This is a genomic window from Burkholderia sp. Bmkn7 (assembly GCF_041103175.1).
In the GTDB taxonomy this organism is placed as follows: domain Bacteria; phylum Pseudomonadota; class Gammaproteobacteria; order Burkholderiales; family Burkholderiaceae; genus Burkholderia; species Burkholderia cepacia.
Map to the genome: position 1 here is coordinate 2,254,373 of NZ_JBGCUH010000003.1, position 17,311 is coordinate 2,271,683.

Sequence of the window (17,311 nt, forward strand, 5' to 3'; positions counted from 1 at the left end):
GTTCAGGTTCGAATTCACTTCAGCGTCCTGCTTCGATGCAACGGGAAAAGAAATCGACCAGGCGGTCGCGGGCATCCACCATCGCGGATGCCATCGTCACCGCGCCGCTCAGATGCGACGCGAAACGCGACGGATCGTCGAGCCAGCCTTGCACGATCCAGAGCTTCAGCGCGTGCTGCAGGCATGCGGCATCGACCGCCCAGGCAATGCGTGCGGGATCCACCGGCCGCACCCGCCGGTATGCGCGCACGAACGCTTCCGCCAGCTGCGGCGCTTCCAGCGGCAAATGGTTCAGGCAACGCACCAGTTCGTATTCGCGCGGCGCGCCGATCGTCGCTTCCCAGTCGAGGATCAGCGGCGGCAGCGTGCCCGTGAACAGATAGTTGAACTGGTTGTAGTCGTTGTGGATCGGGTGCTGCGGATCGTCGGCGGGAAACGCGTCGATGCTGCCCGGATAGTAGCGGTCGAGCATGCGCAGCGCGAGATCGACGTAGCGGCGCAGGTTCGCGGCGTTCTCGTTCGAGCGTGCGCGATTCAGCGCATCGAGCAGACTGCGCCGCACCGCATCCGCGTCGATCGCGATCAACCGCGCACGGATCGTGTCGAGCGACGGCAGTTGAAGCCGCTCGAGACTCAGGTGCAACGCGGCCAGGCTCGCGCCCAGCGCATCCCATTCGGCCGGCGAAAACGTGTCGTAGGTTCTGAACTGCCCGGGTTCCCAGCGCGTGAGCATCGCGTGGGCGTTCGCCCCCGTCCACAGCGGTGCGCCGGCTGCCGTGCGTTTCAGCGCCTGCACATGGAAACGTGTATCGCCGTGCGTCTCGAAGTGCGCGAGCACCGCGGCTTCCCTGGCCGCACGCGCCTGATGCCCGGCCGCATAGAGCTTGACCGCCACGCCGCCGTCGTCGGTCGGCAGGTGCCACACGCGTTCGCTGACCTGGCGCGGCGGCCCGCTACGGCCGAGCGCGCAGGCTTCCAGGATCTCGTCGAAGGTCGCGGCGAGCGGGCCCATTCAGATGTGCTCGGCCGGCCCGTGCCGATACGGATGACCGGTCAGGAACGTGTTGTGTCCGACATAGCGCAGCTTGTACATCGCGGGCCGGAACAGCACCGAAGGATCGTTGTTCGCGATGCCGAGCAGCGGATACAGGTCCTGACGCACGAAGAATGCGTTGTTGCCCATGTCGTCGCAGCAGACGAGTTCATAACCCTTCTGCCTGCCGAGGTGCACGAGCGATTCGAGGCTCGCGCCGTAATAGGTCGAGCCGTCCCATTCGTGATCCGGGTTGAAGCACATGACCCAACGCTCGGGCGGCGTGTAGTACGGGTTGTATTCGATCACGACGATGCGCGGCTTGAACGCCTGCAGGCCACGCCAGACCCAGTAGTCGTTGCCGTCGATGTCGATCGACAGCAGGTCGAAGTCGGTCGGCGTGTTCGCGTCGGCGAGCAGATGATCGACCGTGTCGGGCTGGACGCGGTCGTGATGCAGGCGGATGCGCGCTGCACCCGCGTAGTGCGCGGCCAGCTTGCCGAACCGGTACGCGCTGCCTTCCACCAGCACGCCGGCCCAGTCCTGTTCGCGCAACAACCGGGCGGTGTTGCTGTTGCGCAGGCCGTCGCTGGCGCCGATATCGACGCAGAACCGGTTGACCGGCGCGATCCGCTCCATCAGGCGCGACAGGATGCCCTCCTCGGTGCCCTGCGCGTACAGGCTTTGCGCAAGGCCGGACAGGTCGAGCGGGAGTGGATGGTCCGGCATCGGGAGCGGCTCCGGGTCGATATGGGGAATGATGATTGGCGTTCGGTGGGTAATTTACCCGAAGTCGATTGATGGGAGGAAACCGGAATGACACACGCTGCCGGGTTGCGCGGCAAGCGGAAATGAAAAAAGCCCGCATCGACAACGCTGTCGATGCGGGCTCGATTTACTTCCGGCGGTTCGCTTCGTGGGGACGGCTGGAGGTACTGCTTGCCTGCCCAGCCGCGACCCTTGGCCGGAGGAACGCTCAGGACACTTATTCCTGCCCCTGGCTCGTCAGGAACTCCTCGTAATTCCCGCCGAAGTCGAACAGCGTGCCGTCCGTGCGCACTTCGATGATCCGGTTCGCCAGCCCGCTCACGAATTCGCGGTCGTGCGACACGAAGATCAGCGTGCCTTCGAACTGCTCGAGCGCGATCTGCAGCGACTCGATCGATTCCATGTCCATGTGGTTGGTCGGCTCGTCCATCAGCAGCACGTTGTGGCGGCCGAGCATCAGCTTGCCCCAGATCATCCGGCCCTTCTCGCCGCCCGACAGCACCTTCACCGACTTCTTGATGTCGTCCGACGAGAACAGCAGGCGGCCCAGCGTGCCGCGCACCATCGTTTCGTCGTCGCCGTCCTTGCGGTACTGGTCGATCCAGTCCATCAGCGTGATGTCGTTCGGGAACTCCTCGTACGTGTCCTGCGGCATGTAGCCGACATTCGCGTTCTCGGACCACTTCACCGTGCCGTGCTCGAGCGGGAGCGCGCCGAGCAGCGAACGCAGCAGCGTCGTCTTGCCCGCGCCGTTCTCGCCGATGATCGCGATCCGCTCGCCCGGCTGCACCGACAGGTTGAAGTTCTGGAAGATCGTGCGCTCGTACTTCTTCGTGATGTCTTCCGCGACCACCGCGACGTTGTGCAGCTTCTTCTCGAACTCGAAGCGGATGAACGGGTTCTGACGCGACGACGGCTTGAATTCCTCGATCTTGATCTTGTCGATCTGCTTCGCGCGGCTCGTTGCCTGACGGGCCTTCGACTTGTTCGCCGAGAAGCGGCGCACGAAGTCCTGCAGCTCGGCCACGCGCTCCTTCGCACGCGCGTTCGCCGCGGCCTGGCGCTCGCGCGCCTGTGCCGACGCGAGCATGTAGTCGTCGTAGTTGCCCGGCCAGACCTTCAGCGTGCCGTAGTCCATGTCGGCCATGTGCGTGCACACCGAGTTCAGGAAGTGACGATCGTGCGAGATGATGATCATCGTCGAGTTGTACTCGTTGAGCGTGTGCTCGAGCCAACGGATCGAGTTGATGTCGAGGTTGTTGGTCGGTTCGTCGAGCAGCAGCACGTCCGGCTTCGAGAACAGCGCCTGCGCGAGCAGCACGCGCAGCTTCCAGCCCGGTGCGACGTCGCTCATCGTGCCGTTGTGGAATTTCTCCTCGATGCCGATGCCGAGCAGCAGCGCGCCCGCGCGCGCCTCGGCGTCGTAGCCGCCGTATTCGGCGAACTTGCCTTCGAGCTCGGCAGCGTGCATGTAGTCGTCGTCGGTGGCTTCCGGGTTCGCGTAGATCGCGTCGCGCTCGGTCATCGCGGCCCACATCTCGGTGTGGCCCATCATCACGACGTCGAGCACGCGCACGTCTTCATACGCGAACTGGTCCTGGCGCAACTTGCCCAGGCGCACGTTCGGCTCCAGCGCGACGTTGCCGGCGCTCGGCTCGAGGTCGCCGCCGAGGATCTTCATGAAGGTCGACTTGCCACAGCCGTTCGCGCCGATCAGACCGTAGCGGTTGCCCTCGCCGAATTTGACCGAGATATTCTCGAACAAGGGCTTCGGCCCGAATTGCATCGTGATGTTGGCAGTAGAAAGCACGGCAGGTCCCGTAAGAGAGAAATCGACGGAAAACCGTGTATTTTAGCAGGTGTCGGAGAAACTGCCGACCGCACCGCCCCGACGGCGTATTCCCGGCCCTCCCGGCCCGCCGCCCGGCGGCCCGTCAACACGACGGCACGCGCTCCACCGCCGTCTCACCGGAACCCCCGCATGCTTGCCAGCCAGCTTCGCGAACAACTCGTCGGCGCATGGCGCCTCGTGTCCTACGAAATCCGCCCGCGCGACGGCAGTACCGTCACCTATCCGCTCGGCCGCGACGCACGCGGCTGGATCCTCTATACGCCCGACGGCTATATGTCCGCCCAGTTGATGGCGGCCGGCCGCCCGCCCTACGCGGACGGCGACCTGCAGGGCGGCAGCGTCGAGGAACGCGCGGCCGCGGCGCACGGCTACATCGCGTATTCCGGCCCCTTTAACGTCGACGACGACGGCACGTTGACCCATGAAATGGACGTCAGCCTGTATCCGAACTGGATCGGCAACGTCCAGCAGCGTGTGGTCAGCCTGGACGGCGACCGGCTGCAACTCGGCACCGCCGAACCGGTACGGATCGGCGGCCGGGAAGTCGAGCCGGTGATCGTCTGGGTACGCGCCGGCCGCTGAGCGCACCCCGATGGCGCCCCGAGCGGCCGGCGCTTCGCCGGGCGCGGCCACGACCCCAAACGGCACCGTGGCGCAAGCCGCTCCAGCGGCTGCGTGCGTCACTTGCCGGCTTTCGCGGCCGCTCTTTGCGCGGCCTTCGCGTTGATCTGCCCGAACAACTCCGAGCACGGCACGTCGCGGTTGTTGCTCGGCGCGATCAGCGGAATCAGCGCCGCGAACGGGTTGATCAGCCCGAGCCCGACCATCGCGCCGGCGCGCAGCGCGAGCGCGCCCGCATCGACGCCGACCTTCGGATTCTTGAACGTGCCCTTCGCATACAGCGGCGAGCGCAGCGAGAAGATCCGGAAACCCTTCGTATGCGGATGGATCTTCAGGTCGAGCGTTTCGTCGCGCAGGCTGATCGGGCCGTCGACGTTGATCAGCGCATCGTCGGTATCGAGCGCGAACACCTTGGGGTCGAGCATCCCGTTGGTTGCGACGAAGTCGACTGCCGCGCAGTTGATCTTCACGTCGTTGTTGCCGAACAGCTTCTCGTAGACGACGTTGGCGACGTTCAGCCCCGCCGCTTCCATCAGCAGGCGGCTGATGCGGCCGTCCGTCACGAGCGCCTTCACTTCGCCGGTCGACGTCGCGGCGAGCGCGGCCGGCGAGTTGCCCGTCGCCGACAGCGACGCGTCGCCGTTGATCTCGCCGAGCGCCGACTGCATGACCTTCTGCGTCGGGAACAGTTGCTTGAGCTTCAGGTGCCGCGCGGCCACCGTAAAGCGGCCCTTCAACGGCGTGCCGCTGCCGTCGAGGTGCGCGGTCGTCGCGAGCGTGCCGCCCGCGACGCCGAACTGCAGCGGTTCGAGCGACAGCACGCCGTCCTGCATCACGATGTGCGTGTACAGGTTCGTGATCGGCAGGTTCGAACTCTTGATCAGCTTGCGGCCCGTGAACTTGACGTCCGCGTCGAGCGCGCGCCAGCGATCAGTACGGAACGTCTCGACCGGCAGCACGCGGTCCGGCGGCTGGCGCGTCGTGTCGCCGCGCCTGGCCTTGCTCGCGGCCGTATCCGCGCCGATCACCGGCGCGAGGTCCGAGAACTGCAGCAGGTTCGACACGAGCTCGCCCGACAGCTTCGGCCGCGGCTCGCGCTGCTCGTACACCAGCGTGCCGCCGAGATCGCTGCCGCCGACGCGGCCGTTGAAGTTCTCGTAGCGGAACGTGCTCGCGCGTCGCTTGAAGTTGCCGATCAGCCGCCCTTCCGTCGCATAAGGCGGCGTGTCGGGCAGCGTGATGCCGGTGAGCTGGTAAAGGTGCGACATCGACGTGCCCTGCAGCCACAGCCGCAGGTCGATCGCCGCGAGATGCATCGGATCGGTCAACGTGCCGACGATCGCGAGCCGCGTGTCGCCGGCCTTCACGTCGGCCTGCAGCGGGAACGGCCGCGACGCGTCCTGGATCGCCAGCACGCCGCCGAGCTTGCCGGTACCGCTGATCGGCACGTTCTTGTAGCGGCCGTCGACCTTCAGCCCGAACGCATAGGTCGGGCCGGACGGCTTCGCGGGCGCCGCGGCGCCGCTTGCGCCGGACGCGGCGGCAGCCGTCGATGCAGAAGAAGCGGAGGAAGCAGAAGCAGCGGAGGAAGCAGAAGCAGCGGACGAAGTCGAAGAAGCCGAAGCAACGCGCGAACCAGCCGAATCGCCCGGCGCCGACGCCGCGCTCGACACCTCCGCGCCCGACGCAGCTTCCGCGCTGGCCTTCGCGCTCAGTTGCGCGGCGCCGCGCTTGCCGACACGCTGCGCGGATGCCGCGCGCGACGTCTGCTCCTGCTCCTTCAGCACATCGCCGAGGGGAATCGGCTGCCCGAGCGTATCGATCGCGACGGTCAGGTCGGCCTTCGTGATCGCGTCGCGATACGTGACGGTGCCCTTCGCGAAGCCGAAGCTGTCGAGCCGCACTTTCCACGGCGACGGCTGCGACGATTGCTTGAACTGGAAGGTCCACGTGTTGCGGCCGTCGGCGAGCCGCTCGAGGTCGACGGCCGGATTCACGACGTCGATCGACGGGATGACGATTTCATGCGCGAGCAGCGGCAGGATCGCGAGGTCGAAGTGCGCGGCATCGAGCGTGACGAACTTGGGCGTCTTCGCCCAGTCGGGGTTGCCGATCTCGAGTTGCGTGGCCGAAAAGCTCGGCCAGGGCACCCAGGCACGCCAGCCGGTTTCGCCGTCGGGTCGGCGCCAGCCGACCTTGAGATCGCCGTTGATCGCGAACGGGCGGCCGAGTGCGGCACTCACCTGTTCGTTGACCCACGGCTTCGCGCGGTTCCAGTCGAACGCAAAGAGAAAGACGCCGGCCGCCGCGATGAGCACCGCGACGATACCGACGATCCATGCAGCCGATTTGCCGATGGCTCGGGTAAGCGTCATGGCGGTTCCGTTGTTGTTCTGAAATGTCGCCGCACCATGCCGGGCCGCTTGCGTGGACGAACGGCGCACGACACCCGCGGCTTTTCAGTCGGTATTATGACGCACGCCATGGTGACGTTTCGGCGCCATTAACGCTTTTTTTCATTTGTGACATGACAGCCCCCACCGGCCTCATCGATGCGCAGCACATCACGCGGCGCGACGCCAGCAGCGGCAAGACCCTGCTCGCCCCGACCGATTTCAGCCTCGCAGCGGGATCGCGAATTGCTGTCACGGGACCGTCCGGGTCGGGCAAGAGCGTGCTGCTGCGCGCGCTCGCGCTGCTCGATCCGCTTGACGGCGGCCACATCCTGTGGCGCGGCAAACGGATCCGGCGCAGCGCGATCCCGCGTTACCGGCGCAGCGTCGCCTATGTCCGCCAGCGCCCCGCGCAAATGGACGGCACCGTCGAATCGCAGTTGCGCTATCCGTATTCGCTCGCGATCTATCGCGACGTCGCGTTCGATCGCGCGCGCGCCGAAGCGCTCGCCGCGCAGGCCGGCCGCGGCCCCGACTTCCTCGACAAGCGCGCGAGCGACCTGTCGGGCGGCGAAGCCCAGATCGCCGCGCTGCTGCGCGTGCTGCAGCTCGATCCCGACGTGCTGCTGCTCGACGAGCCGACCTCCGCGCTCGATCCCGAATCGGCGCGCGCGATCGAGTCGCTCGTCGGCGCATGGTTCGACGCGGCGCCCGAGGCCCGCGCGTACATGTGGATCTCGCACGATCCCGCCCAGGCAGCACGAATCGGCACGATGCGGCTCGTGATGCAGGCCGGCGTGATACACGTTGCCGACCCGACGGAGGCAACACGATGAGCCCCGCACTGCAGGACCTGAGCCTCGTCGACGTCGGCATCGCCGCCGCACTCGTCGCGGTCAACGGCGCGATCTCGATGGCACTGTCGCTCGGCCTCGGCCGCAAGCTCGCGCTCGCGGCCGTGCGCACCGTCGTGCAGTTGCTCGCGATCGGCTACGTGCTCGGCTGGGTATTCGGTCATCCTCACTGGTACATCGTGCTGCCGCTCACCGCGCTGATGACCTTGATCGCCGGGTTCGCCGGCGCGGGGCGCGGCAAGCGCACCTACCGCGGCCAGCGCATCGACAGCATCGCATCGATCTGGTTCAGCAGCTGGTTCGTCGCGGCGGTCGGCCTGTTCGTCGTGATCCGCATCCATCCGTGGTACGCACCGCAATACGCGATTCCGATCCTCGGGATGATTCTCGGCAATACGCTCACGGGCGTGTCGCTCGGCGTCGAGCGGATGATGGAGGAACTCACGGCGCGCCGCGACCGCGTCGAAACCGCACTCGCGCTCGGCGCGACGCGCTGGGAAGCCGCGCAGGACGCCGCGCGCCAGGCCGTGCGCGCAGGCATGCTGCCGACGCTGAACCAGATGGCCGTCGTCGGCGTCGTGAGCCTGCCGGGAATGATGACGGGCCAGGTGCTGGCTGGCCAGTCGCCGCTGCAGGCCGTGCGCTACCAGATCGTGATCATGTTCCTGATCGCCGCGGCTTCCGCGCTCGGCACCGTCGGCGCGGTGCTGATGACCTATCGCCGGCTGTTCTCGGCGGATCACCGCTTTCTCGCATCGCGGCTCGAGGAACGCGCGCACTGACACGCGGAGTCGCCGCGCGGTGCGTCCGCGCGATGCGTCCGCGCGGTTCGCCGGTCAGCGCGCGCCGCGACGCTTGCCGATCGCCTGCCGCAATGCGGCCGCGATGTCCGCGTCCGCCGCGAGCCCGTCGACCGACGCAATGAGCCGCACCGTGCGCGGCGTCGTCACATAGGCCTGCGCGCCGACATAACCGCCGCTGCCGGCCGAGCGTGTCGTCACGACGAGCGCCTGCGGCGCCCGCGCACCGAGGTCGGCCGTGAACGCATCGGTAACCGTACCGTCACGCGCATGCAGCGCGCCCGTCACGTAGTCGTCGGTATCGAAGCCGGCGGCGGCATGCGCGGTCGAATACACCCGCACCGCGTAGCTGCCGGTCGAGCACGGTTCGAGCGCGCCGCTCGACACGACGGCCACCTGCTGCCGGGACGGCAGCCCGACCTTTTTCACGAAACCGCAATCGTCGGCCGCGTGCGCGTGCATGGCGGCGAACGCAATGGCGCACAGCAATGCGCGGATTCGGCATTTCATCGGGATGTCGTTACGGGAAGTGGATGATGCGGGCGAGCATAGCGTGACATTCGCATGACGTCACGCAGGTCGACGCGCGACACCGCCGCATGCCGGGCGGCCGCCATACCGCTGCCGCAGCACGGCACCGCGAGCGGGTCGCGGGAAAGCATCGTGACGGCGACACGAAACGCTCACGCGCCGCCGGGCCGGCCCGCGCGTCGAATCCGTTGCGCGCGCACCGGTTCCGGCAGCGTCCCGCGCGCGCCGTTCAGCGCTTGATCGACACCGTCACCTTCGTGCCGTCGCTCATCGTGACGGACTTGGAACCGCCGTTGGTCGGGATCGACACCCACTTCACCTGGCTCACCGACGCGACGTCCGGGCATTGCAGCGACTTGCCGCCGGCCGTCACGCTGCGCGTGCCCTTCGGCGCGGCCGCCTGGAAGCTCATCTGCACGTTGGCGACGCCTTTCGCGTCGATCGACGGCGCGAGCCGCACCTGGGTCTGGCGGACCATCGCGCCGTTCGCGTCACGCGGCAGGCTGTCGGCGTTCGGGCAACCGTCCGGCATCGCGACCGCACCGCTCGGCGGCACCGACTTCCAGTTGAAGTCGTCCGTCTCGCCCGAGCGGATCTTGCGGGTCTCCTGCGTGTTGCCGAAGGTCTTCGATTCGACCTTGACGGTGTATTCGAGCTGTCCGGTGCCGCCGCCCTTCAGGCTGCCCTTGACCGGCGGCGCCGCGAATACGCTCGCGCTGACGGACGCCGCCGCGAACACGACCGACCACGATGCGGCGACTGACAAGCTGCGTTGGCTCATGCTGACCTCCTTGGTATGCGGCGGCACGCGCGTGCCGCGCGGTTTTCGATGCATGATGCGCTGCCAGTCTACCGCCAAGCGGGGTGCAATGCGCCGCAAACGCATCGGGTGTTACCCCGCTTGCGTTCGCGGCGCCGCAACCTTACGCGCGATACCGGCTCAGAAGCCGCTCAGCACGAGCTTGCCGATCGCACGCCCGGCCTCGAGCAGCTGGTGCGCGCGCCGCACGTTCGCGGCATTGATCGTGCCGAGCTGTTCGCCGAGCGTGGTGCGCAGCGTGCCGCCGTCGACGAGCCGCGCGACTTCGCCGAGGATCCGGTGCTGCTCGATCATGTCCGGCGTCTCGAACATCGCACGCGTGAACATGAACTCCCAGTGAAACGCCGCACTTTTCGCCTTCAGCAGTTCGACCGGCACCGGCTTGTCGTTCTCGACGATTGTGCAAATGCCGCCCTGCGGCCGGATTACCTCCGCAGCGGCAGGGAAATGACGATCGGTATCGTTGAAGATCAGCACGTAGTCGACGCTCGGATGCCCGGCCTCGCGCAACTGCGCAGGCAAGTCGCCGAAATGGTCGACCACCGCATCCGCGCCCAGCGCGCGCACCCATTCGGCCGACGCCGGCCGCGACGCGGTCGCGATCACGTGCAGCTTGCCGAGCGCCTTCGCGAGCTGGATCGCGATCGAGCCCACGCCACCCGCGCCGCCGATGATCAGCACCGATTTGCCGGCGTCCGCACCCTGCGGCGACACGTGCAGCCGGTCGAACAGCGCCTCCCACGCGGTCAGTGCGGTGAGCGGCAGCGCGGCCGCCGCGGCGAAATCGAGCGTACGCGGCTTCAGCGCGGCGATCCGCTCGTCGACCGTATGGAATTCGCTGTTCGCGCCGGGCCGCGTGATGCTGCCCGCATAGAACACTTCGTCGCCGGGCCGGAACAACGTGACGTCGGCACCGACCGAGACCACCGTGCCCGCCGCATCCCAGCCGAGCACGCGCGGCGTGTCCTCGACCTGCGGCTTCGGCGCGCGCACCTTGGTGTCCACCGGGTTCACGGAAATCGCCTCGACCTTCGCGAGCAGGTCGCGCGGGCCCGGCACGGGCTGCGGCAGCTCCACGTCGAGCAAGGCTTGCGGATCGTCGATCGGCAGATAACGGGTCAGTCCAACGGCCTTCATCACGAAACTCCTTCAGGGAAACCTGGGGGCCGCGGCGCAGCCCCATGAACGTCATCGTAGGCAACCCGATCATTCGAGAAAACCGCTATATTTCCTGAAACATTTTCAGGAAATTCAGAATAATGGCCTCCGATCCGATTCCGGCCCCCGACAAGCCGCTCGACCTGCTCGACGTCGCGCTGTTCGTTCGCGCGGCCCTGCTCGCGAACGTCAGCGCGGCCGGGCGCGAATTCGGCGTGTCGGCCGCGGTCGCGAGCGCGCGCATCGCACAACTCGAGCGTCAGCTCGGCGCACGGCTGCTGCACCGCACCACGCGCCGTATCAGCCTCACGCAGGACGGCGAGGTATTCATGGCGCACGCCGACACGCTGCTGTCGGCCGCCGACGCCGCGCGCGCCTCGGTCGGCCACGGCCGCACCGAACCGTACGGGCGGTTGAAGGTGTCGATGTCGTCGTCGTTCGGCCGGCAGCATGTCGCGCCGGTGATTCCCGCATTCCTGCGCCGTTATCCGTCCGTGTCGCTCGACCTGCGGCTGTCGGACGAGATCGTCGACCTGGTCGACGACGGCTACGACGTCGCGATCCGCCTCGGCGCGCTGAAGGATTCGACGCTCGTCGCGCGCAAGCTCGCCGCCAACCGCCGCGTGCTGTGCTGCTCGCCCGCGTATCTCGCCGGGCACGGCACGCCGCGCCATCCGGCCGACCTGACGCAGCACGAATGCGTGATCCTCGGTGACCAGCGCGACTGGTCGTTCACGACGCCGCAAGGCCCGCTGACCGTGCGGGTCGGCGGCCGGCTCGTCGCGAGCAATGGCGAGGCGATCCGCGAAGCGCTGGTCGACGGCTTCGGGATCGCGATCAAGTCGACCTGGGACGTCGGCCCGCTGCTCGCGAGCGGCGCACTCGTCACGATACTCGACGACTATCCGTTCGCCGACGACGTCGCGATCTGGGCCGTCTACCCGAGCCGCACACACGTGCCGTTGAAGACGCTCGCGTTCATCGCGTTCCTGGCCGAGCATTTCGGCGATCCGCCGTACTGGGATCGCGCGGACGGGCGATAGGTGCCTTCGTTCGGCTCGCACCGCGGGCGTGCCGGTTCGAGTCGGGCCTCAGGATTCGTCCCTGCCGCGACCGCCCGGCCCGGCCAACCGGCTACAATGGCGCGTTCGCGACGCAATGGCCCGCAGTCGAACGGGGCCACGCACGCAGACGGCCGCCCATTGGCCGCGCACGCTTTTCATACGCCTCCCAACCATCCCGTCATGACCCACAACCTCGTCATCCAGAGCCTTGCGCCGCTGTCGGACGCCCATCACAAACCGCTGCTCGCGCTGTCGCGCGGCACCCGCATCGTGCAGACCGACGATCATGCGCTGCGCATCGAAGACGCGAGCCCGGCACAGCGCCTCGACATCGACGCGTACTGCGGCACGCACGCGCTCGACTTCGCGTTCGTCGAGGCCGGCCGCACGCTCGCCGATTTCGGGCTCGCCGTGATGGACATGGATTCGACGCTGATCACGATCGAATGCATCGACGAGATCGCCGATTTCTGCGGGTTGAAAACGCAGGTCGCCGAGATCACCGAAGCGTCGATGCGCGGCGAGATCCGCGACTTCAACGAAAGCCTCACGCGCCGCGTCGCGCTGCTGGCCGGGCTCGACGCGCACGCGCTCGAACGCGTGTACGAGGAACGGCTGCAACTGACGCCGGGCGCCGAGACGATGCTCGCCGGCGTGAAGGCCGCCGGCATGAAGACGCTGCTCGTGTCGGGCGGCTTCACGTTCTTCACCGAGCGGCTGAAGGCGCGCCTCGGCCTCGACTACGCGCATGCGAACACGCTCGAGATCGTCGACGGCAAGCTGACCGGCAAGGTGCTCGGCGAGATCGTCAACGCCGACGTGAAGGCGCGCCTGCTGCGCGAGACGTGCGCGTCGCTCGGCCTCGAGCCGAGCCGCGCGATCGCGATGGGCGACGGATCGAACGACCTGAAGATGATGGCCGAAGCCGGGCTGTCGGTCGCGTACCACGCGAAACCCGTCGTGCGCGACGCGGCGACGGTCGCGTTCGATCACGTCGGCCTCGACGGGCTGCTGCGGCTGTTCTGATCCTGCCGCGCGTCAAATGAAAAACGCCGGCGCGATGTGGCATCGCGCCGGCGTTTTGTCGTGCCGGGGAACCTGACCGGCCGGCGATCAGCCGAGTGCGGCCTGCATCGCGCGTTCGATGTCCGCGCGCAGGTCGGCTTCGTCTTCCAGGCCCACATAAAAACGCACCAGCGTGCCGCGATGCGGCCAGTCCGGACGCATCGACGCGACGTCGTAAGGCATCGCAAGGCTGCATGCGCCACCCCAGCTCCAGCCGATCGCGAACAGTTCGAGCGACTCGACGAAGCGGTCGACCTGCTCCGCGCTGTAGCGTTCGTCGAACACCACCGAGAACAGCCCGCCCGCACCGGTGAAATCGCGCATGAACGACGCGTGCCCCGGACAGTCGGCGATCTGCGGATGCAGCACCGTGGCGATCTCCGGCCGCGCCTTCAGCCATTGCGCCAGCGCGAGCGCGCTCTTGCCGTGCGCGTCGAAGCGCACCTGCATGCTCGGCAGGCTGCGCAGCACGAGCGAGCAATCGTCGACCGACACGCCGATCCCGCAGCGCATCCGCGCGAGCTTCAGCTTCGCCTGCAGGTCGGCACTCGCGGTGATCGTCGCGCCCATCAGCACGTCGCTGCCGCCCGACTGGTACTTGGTCAGCGCCTGCACCGAGATGTCGACGCCGTGCTCGAACGGCTTGAACGCGAGCCCGGCCGAAAAGGTATTGTCGATCGCGGTGACGATGCCGCGCGCCTTCGCGGCCGCCGTGATCGCCTGCACGTCGGGCACTTCCATCGTCACCGAGCCGGGCGCCTCGATCCAGATCAGCCGCGTGTTCGGCTGGATCAGGTCGGCGATGCCGGCACCGACGAGCGGATCGTAGTAGCGCGCGGTAATGCCGAAATCCTTCGTGAGCCAGTTGCCGAAATCGGCGTTCGGCCCGTACACGTTGTGCGGAATCAGCACGTCGTCGCCCGCTTTCACGATCCCGAAATAGACGTTCATGATCGCCGCGAGGCCCGACGGCTGCAGCAGCGCATGCGTGCCGCCCTCGATCTCGGCAAGCCGCTGCGCGAGCGCGAGCGACGTCGGCGTCGAATGCAGCCCGTAGCGCCACTGGTTGTCATTGTGCCAGACGAGCGCACGCATCGTCGCGAGATCGGGAAACACGACCGTCGATGCGCGCGCGACCGGCGGCACGAACGAACGGAAACCTTCCGGGATCACGTCGTCGGGTTGAACGATGCGGGTTTGCAGCGCGCGCTTGGGAGTGGATGCAGTCATGACAGGAAGCCGGGCACGAGGCCGTTCGGTTGCGGAACAAGTCGCCAGATTAGCCAAAATCGGCACGATTGGCCCGGTACAATGCGCGCCGCGCGCGCCGAGCCAGCGCGGGTTCAGTTGTCGGTGCGCAGGTTGACGACGCCGCCCACCGTCTCGATTTCCTGCACGCGGCCGTCGCGCACCTGCAGCGCCGCGCGCTTGCCCGGCGCGAGACGCAGCACGACGGGCTGCGGATCCGACTCGTCCGAGTTCATCCGGTCGGCCTTCAGGGTGCCCGTCGCGTCGAAGCGGCCGATCCACACGCCCGTGATGTTCGTGCCGTCGTTCGATTCCTCGATTTCCAGCGTGTCGCCGTCGCGATCGCCCGCGAGCAGTACGACCTCGCCCGTATCCGCGAACTGGTATTCGCCGTGCACGCCTTCCTCGTCCGTCTTCGGGCCGAGATGCGCGACGATCGGGCGGTCGCCGAGCGTGCCTTCGTAGCGCGGCAGGCGGGCAAACTCCGGATTCGGCTTCAGCGGCCGCGCCGGTGCCGGCTCGTCCTGCTGCATGCCCGGCGCGACAGCCTGCGCCGCGACCACGCCCGGCATCGCCATGCCCGCCGCCAGCGCGCCCGCGACGACGAGCGCCCGTTGCCATTGCGAATATCGACCCACCTTGTGTTGCTCCTTGCTTCAGATTCGCTCGTAAATTGCGGCGATGCGCTGGCCGTCATACGGGGCCGCGGCCGGCGCGCGTACTTTGCATCAGCGTTGCATCAGGCGCTCCACCGCCTCGCGCCGCGGAATCGGCGCGACCGCGCCGTAGCCCGTCGTCGACAATGCCGCCGCGGCGTTCGCGTAACGCGCCGCCGCGAACGGATCGTCGCCCGCGACGATCCGCGCGACGAAGGCACCGCCGAAGCAGTCGCCCGCGCCCGTCGCGTCGACGGCTTCGACCGCGAAACCCGGCACGACGCGCCGCTCGTTCGGCGTCGCCACGTAGGCGCCTTCCTTGCCGAGCTTCAGCGCAACGACCTGCGGCCCGTGTTCGAGCATCGCGTCGACGATCGCGTCGCGATCGTTCGCGCCGGTGATTGCCGTCACGTCGTCCCAACTGGGCAGGCAGATATCCGTCTGGCGCAGCGCCTCGCGCATCACCGCGCGGGCGCGCGGCAGCGGCCACAGCTTCAGGCGCAGGTTCGTGTCGAAGCTGACCTTCGCACCGTTGCGGCGCGCGTGGTCGATCGCCGCGAACGCGGCGTCGCACGCGGCCGTGCTGATCGCGAGGCTGATGCCCGACAGGTGCACGGCCTTCGCGGCGGCCAGTGCGTCGAGCGGCAGGTCGCCTGCCGCATAGCGGCTCGCCGCCGAGCCCGCACGCAGATAGTCGAACTGGTGGCCGTCGGCGCCGTGCGTGACGAAATACACGCCGGTCGGCGCCTTGCGATCGATCCGCACGTACGTCGTGTCGACGCGTTCCGCGCGCCACATGTCGGCCAGCAGCCGGCCGAACGGATCGTCGCCGATCGCCGACACGAAGCCCGTCGACGCGCCCTGGCGCGCCGCGGCGATGCAGAAGTTCGACGTGTCGCCGCCGAAGCCCTGCAGGAATTCAGGCCGGCCCGGCTGCGACTGGTTGAATTCGATCATCGCTTCGCCGAGCGCGAGGATCTCCGGGAATGCGGCGGCCATCGCTTACACCTCGCCCCACAGATCGTGGCCGTCGGCGCCCGTGATCTTCACGGACACGAAATCGCCGACCTTGTAGCGCTTCGAGGCCTTCGCCGCCGGCTCGACATAGACCACGCCGTCGATCTCCGGCGCATCGGCCGCCGTGCGGCCGATCCCGCCTTCCTCGCTGACTTCGTCGATCAGCACCTTGAGGGTCTTGCCGACCTTGCGCTGAATGCGGTTCGCCGACACTTCCTCGGCGACTTCCATGAAGCGTGCGCGACGTTCCTCGCGAACCTCATCCGGCAGCGCGCCGTCGAGTTCGTTTGCCGTCGCGCCTTCGACCGGCGAATACGCGAAGCAGCCGACGCGATCGAGTTCCGCCTCGCGGATGAAGTCGAGCAGCGTTTCGAACTGCTCTTCCGTCTCGCCGGGGAAGCCCGCGATGAACGTGCTGCGGATCGTCAGGTCCGGGCAGATCTCGCGCCACTTCTGCACGCGCTCGAGCACCTTCTCGGCGTTCGCCGGACGCTTCATGCGCTTCAGCACTTCCGGATGCGCGTGCTGGAACGGCACGTCGAGATACGGCAGCACGTGGCCCTTGAAGGGGCCTTCGGCCATCAACGGAATCACTTCGTCGACGCTCGGGTACGGATACACGTAGTGCAGGCGCACCCATGCGCCGTACTGTGCCGCGAGTTCGCCGAGCGCGGCGACCAGGTCGGTCATGCGCGTCTTGATCGGCTTGCCGTTCCAGAAGCCCGTGCGGTACTTCACGTCGACGCCGTATGCGCTCGTGTCCTGCGAGATCACGAGCAGTTCCTTCACGCCCGACTTGAAGAGGTTCTCCGCTTCCAGCATCACTTCGGCGACCGGGCGCGACACGAGGTCGCCGCGCATCGACGGGATGATGCAGAACGTGCAACGGTGGTTGCAGCCTTCGGAGATCTTCAGGTACGCGTAGTGGCGCGGCGTGAGCTTGATGCCGGCCGCCGGTACGAGGTCGGTGAACGGGTCGTGCGGCTTCGGCAGGTGCGAATGCACGGCCTGCATCACTTCGCCCACCGCGTGCGGGCCGGTGACGGCGAGCACCTTCGGGTGGACTTCCTCGATCAGGTTCGAGCCGCTGGCGCTCGACTTCGCGCCGAGACAGCCGGTGACGATCACCTTGCCGTTCTCGGTCAGCGCTTCGCCGATCGCATCGAGGCTTTCCTGCACGGCTTCGTCGATGAAGCCGCAGGTGTTCACGACGACGAGGTCGGCGCCGTCGTAGGTGCCGGAGATTTCATAACCTTCGGCACGCAGTTGCGTGATGATCTGTTCGGAATCGACGAGGGCTTTCGGGCACCCGAGGGATACGAACCCTACTTTGGGGGATTGGGACATCTGGAATGTGGGGGCGTGGCAGCAAAAGCGTGAGTTTACAGCGATTTAGGGTTCGGCGAAGCAAAACAGGCGGCCGGCAACGGC

The 17,311-nt window shown here is 67.4% G+C and carries 16 protein-coding genes; 5 read left to right on the plus strand and 11 right to left on the minus strand.

Going from position 1 to position 17,311, the window contains the following annotated elements:
• Positions 1-19: 19 nt before the first annotated feature.
• The 3 genes from AB3K92_RS32030 to AB3K92_RS32040 all read right to left on the minus strand — a co-directional run bounded on the left by AB3K92_RS32030 (position 20) and on the right by AB3K92_RS32040 (position 3,611).
• Positions 20-1,012, minus strand: coding sequence for a phosphotransferase enzyme family protein (locus AB3K92_RS32030; protein ID WP_060128469.1), 993 nt, complete (start codon positions 1,010-1,012; stop codon positions 20-22).
• On the minus strand, positions 1,013-1,762 hold the full coding sequence (locus AB3K92_RS32035) for an FkbM family methyltransferase (RefSeq protein ID WP_059687992.1): 750 nt from the start codon (positions 1,760-1,762) through the stop codon (positions 1,013-1,015). It abuts the gene before it with no gap.
• 256 nt (positions 1,763-2,018) lie between these two features.
• Positions 2,019-3,611, minus strand: a complete 1,593-nt coding sequence (locus tag AB3K92_RS32040; RefSeq protein ID WP_027787281.1) for an ABC-F family ATPase — start codon at positions 3,609-3,611, stop codon at positions 2,019-2,021.
• 171 nt (positions 3,612-3,782) lie between these two features.
• Between AB3K92_RS32040 and AB3K92_RS32045 the strand changes: the two genes are divergently transcribed.
• The gene (locus AB3K92_RS32045; RefSeq protein ID WP_021159771.1) at positions 3,783-4,235 is read left to right on the plus strand and encodes a lipocalin-like domain-containing protein; all 453 of its coding nucleotides are present in this window, start codon (positions 3,783-3,785) and stop codon (positions 4,233-4,235) included.
• A 98-nt stretch (positions 4,236-4,333) separates the two neighbouring features.
• On the opposite strand, the gene AB3K92_RS32050 is transcribed toward AB3K92_RS32045, so the two are convergent.
• Positions 4,334-6,649, minus strand: a complete 2,316-nt coding sequence (locus AB3K92_RS32050) for an AsmA family protein (RefSeq protein WP_369466568.1) — start codon at positions 6,647-6,649, stop codon at positions 4,334-4,336.
• A 152-nt stretch (positions 6,650-6,801) separates the two neighbouring features.
• Here AB3K92_RS32050 and AB3K92_RS32055 point away from each other — a divergent pair, with 152 nt between their 5' ends.
• On the plus strand, positions 6,802-7,503 hold the full coding sequence (locus tag AB3K92_RS32055; RefSeq protein ID WP_059488370.1) for an ATP-binding cassette domain-containing protein: 702 nt from the start codon (positions 6,802-6,804) through the stop codon (positions 7,501-7,503).
• Positions 7,500-8,303 (plus strand): iron export ABC transporter permease subunit FetB, encoded by an 804-nt coding sequence (gene fetB, locus AB3K92_RS32060; RefSeq protein ID WP_021159773.1) that lies wholly within the window; start codon positions 7,500-7,502, stop codon positions 8,301-8,303. Before AB3K92_RS32055 ends, fetB begins: the two co-directional genes overlap by 4 nt.
• Before the next feature lie 54 nt (positions 8,304-8,357).
• Here fetB and AB3K92_RS32065 read toward each other — a convergent pair whose 3' ends face one another.
• The 3 genes from AB3K92_RS32065 to AB3K92_RS32075 form a co-directional block, all read right to left on the minus strand.
• A complete protein-coding gene (locus tag AB3K92_RS32065) occupies positions 8,358-8,831 on the minus strand; it encodes a PliI family lysozyme inhibitor of I-type lysozyme (RefSeq protein ID WP_369466569.1) in 474 nt (157 codons plus the stop codon).
• 250 nt (positions 8,832-9,081) lie between these two features.
• Positions 9,082-9,633 carry a DUF6013 family protein gene (locus AB3K92_RS32070; RefSeq protein ID WP_369466570.1) on the minus strand — a complete coding sequence of 184 codons (552 nt, stop codon included), beginning with the start codon at positions 9,631-9,633 and terminating at the stop codon, positions 9,082-9,084.
• A gap of 159 nt (positions 9,634-9,792) precedes the next feature.
• Complete coding sequence (locus AB3K92_RS32075) at positions 9,793-10,809, minus strand: zinc-binding alcohol dehydrogenase family protein (RefSeq protein ID WP_369466571.1); 1,017 nt, start codon at positions 10,807-10,809, stop codon at positions 9,793-9,795.
• Positions 10,810-10,931: 122 nt separating this feature from the next.
• Here AB3K92_RS32075 and AB3K92_RS32080 point away from each other — a divergent pair, with 122 nt between their 5' ends.
• Positions 10,932-11,873, plus strand: a complete 942-nt coding sequence (locus AB3K92_RS32080; protein ID WP_021159778.1) for a LysR family transcriptional regulator — start codon at positions 10,932-10,934, stop codon at positions 11,871-11,873.
• Between the two features lie 201 nt (positions 11,874-12,074).
• The gene (gene serB, locus AB3K92_RS32085) at positions 12,075-12,920 is read left to right on the plus strand and encodes a phosphoserine phosphatase SerB (RefSeq protein ID WP_042975202.1); all 846 of its coding nucleotides are present in this window, start codon (positions 12,075-12,077) and stop codon (positions 12,918-12,920) included.
• 87 nt (positions 12,921-13,007) lie between these two features.
• Here serB and AB3K92_RS32090 read toward each other — a convergent pair whose 3' ends face one another.
• The 4 genes from AB3K92_RS32090 to rimO all read right to left on the minus strand — a co-directional run bounded on the left by AB3K92_RS32090 (position 13,008) and on the right by rimO (position 17,227).
• A complete protein-coding gene (locus tag AB3K92_RS32090) occupies positions 13,008-14,189 on the minus strand; it encodes a cystathionine beta-lyase (RefSeq protein ID WP_369466572.1) in 1,182 nt (393 codons plus the stop codon).
• Between the two features lie 113 nt (positions 14,190-14,302).
• On the minus strand, positions 14,303-14,845 hold the full coding sequence (locus AB3K92_RS32095) for a hypothetical protein (RefSeq protein WP_226166379.1): 543 nt from the start codon (positions 14,843-14,845) through the stop codon (positions 14,303-14,305).
• 90 nt (positions 14,846-14,935) lie between these two features.
• Positions 14,936-15,862, minus strand: coding sequence for a sugar kinase (locus tag AB3K92_RS32100; protein WP_369466573.1), 927 nt, complete (start codon positions 15,860-15,862; stop codon positions 14,936-14,938).
• A gap of 3 nt (positions 15,863-15,865) precedes the next feature.
• Positions 15,866-17,227: a 30S ribosomal protein S12 methylthiotransferase RimO gene (rimO, locus tag AB3K92_RS32105; RefSeq protein ID WP_027787268.1), complete on the minus strand. Its 1,362-nt coding sequence runs from the start codon at positions 17,225-17,227 to the stop codon at positions 15,866-15,868.
• Positions 17,228-17,311: the final 84 nt, after the last annotated feature.

Coding starts and splice junctions, on each gene's coding strand:
- AB3K92_RS32030 (WP_060128469.1), bottom strand. CDS start 1,012: ATGGGCCCGCTCGCCGCGACCTTCGACGAGATCCTGGAAGCCTGCGCG.
- AB3K92_RS32035 (WP_059687992.1), bottom strand. CDS start 1,762: ATGCCGGACCATCCACTCCCGCTCGACCTGTCCGGCCTTGCGCAAAGC.
- AB3K92_RS32045 (WP_021159771.1), top strand. CDS start 3,783: ATGCTTGCCAGCCAGCTTCGCGAACAACTCGTCGGCGCATGGCGCCTC.
- AB3K92_RS32050 (WP_369466568.1), bottom strand. CDS start 6,649: ATGACGCTTACCCGAGCCATCGGCAAATCGGCTGCATGGATCGTCGGT.
- AB3K92_RS32055 (WP_059488370.1), top strand. CDS start 6,802: ATGACAGCCCCCACCGGCCTCATCGATGCGCAGCACATCACGCGGCGC.
- fetB (WP_021159773.1), top strand. CDS start 7,500: ATGAGCCCCGCACTGCAGGACCTGAGCCTCGTCGACGTCGGCATCGCC.
- AB3K92_RS32065 (WP_369466569.1), bottom strand. CDS start 8,831: ATGAAATGCCGAATCCGCGCATTGCTGTGCGCCATTGCGTTCGCCGCC.
- AB3K92_RS32070 (WP_369466570.1), bottom strand. CDS start 9,633: ATGAGCCAACGCAGCTTGTCAGTCGCCGCATCGTGGTCGGTCGTGTTC.
- AB3K92_RS32075 (WP_369466571.1), bottom strand. CDS start 10,809: ATGAAGGCCGTTGGACTGACCCGTTATCTGCCGATCGACGATCCGCAA.
- AB3K92_RS32080 (WP_021159778.1), top strand. CDS start 10,932: ATGGCCTCCGATCCGATTCCGGCCCCCGACAAGCCGCTCGACCTGCTC.
- serB (WP_042975202.1), top strand. CDS start 12,075: ATGACCCACAACCTCGTCATCCAGAGCCTTGCGCCGCTGTCGGACGCC.
- AB3K92_RS32090 (WP_369466572.1), bottom strand. CDS start 14,189: ATGACTGCATCCACTCCCAAGCGCGCGCTGCAAACCCGCATCGTTCAA.
- AB3K92_RS32100 (WP_369466573.1), bottom strand. CDS start 15,862: ATGGCCGCCGCATTCCCGGAGATCCTCGCGCTCGGCGAAGCGATGATC.
- rimO (WP_027787268.1), bottom strand. CDS start 17,227: ATGTCCCAATCCCCCAAAGTAGGGTTCGTATCCCTCGGGTGCCCGAAA.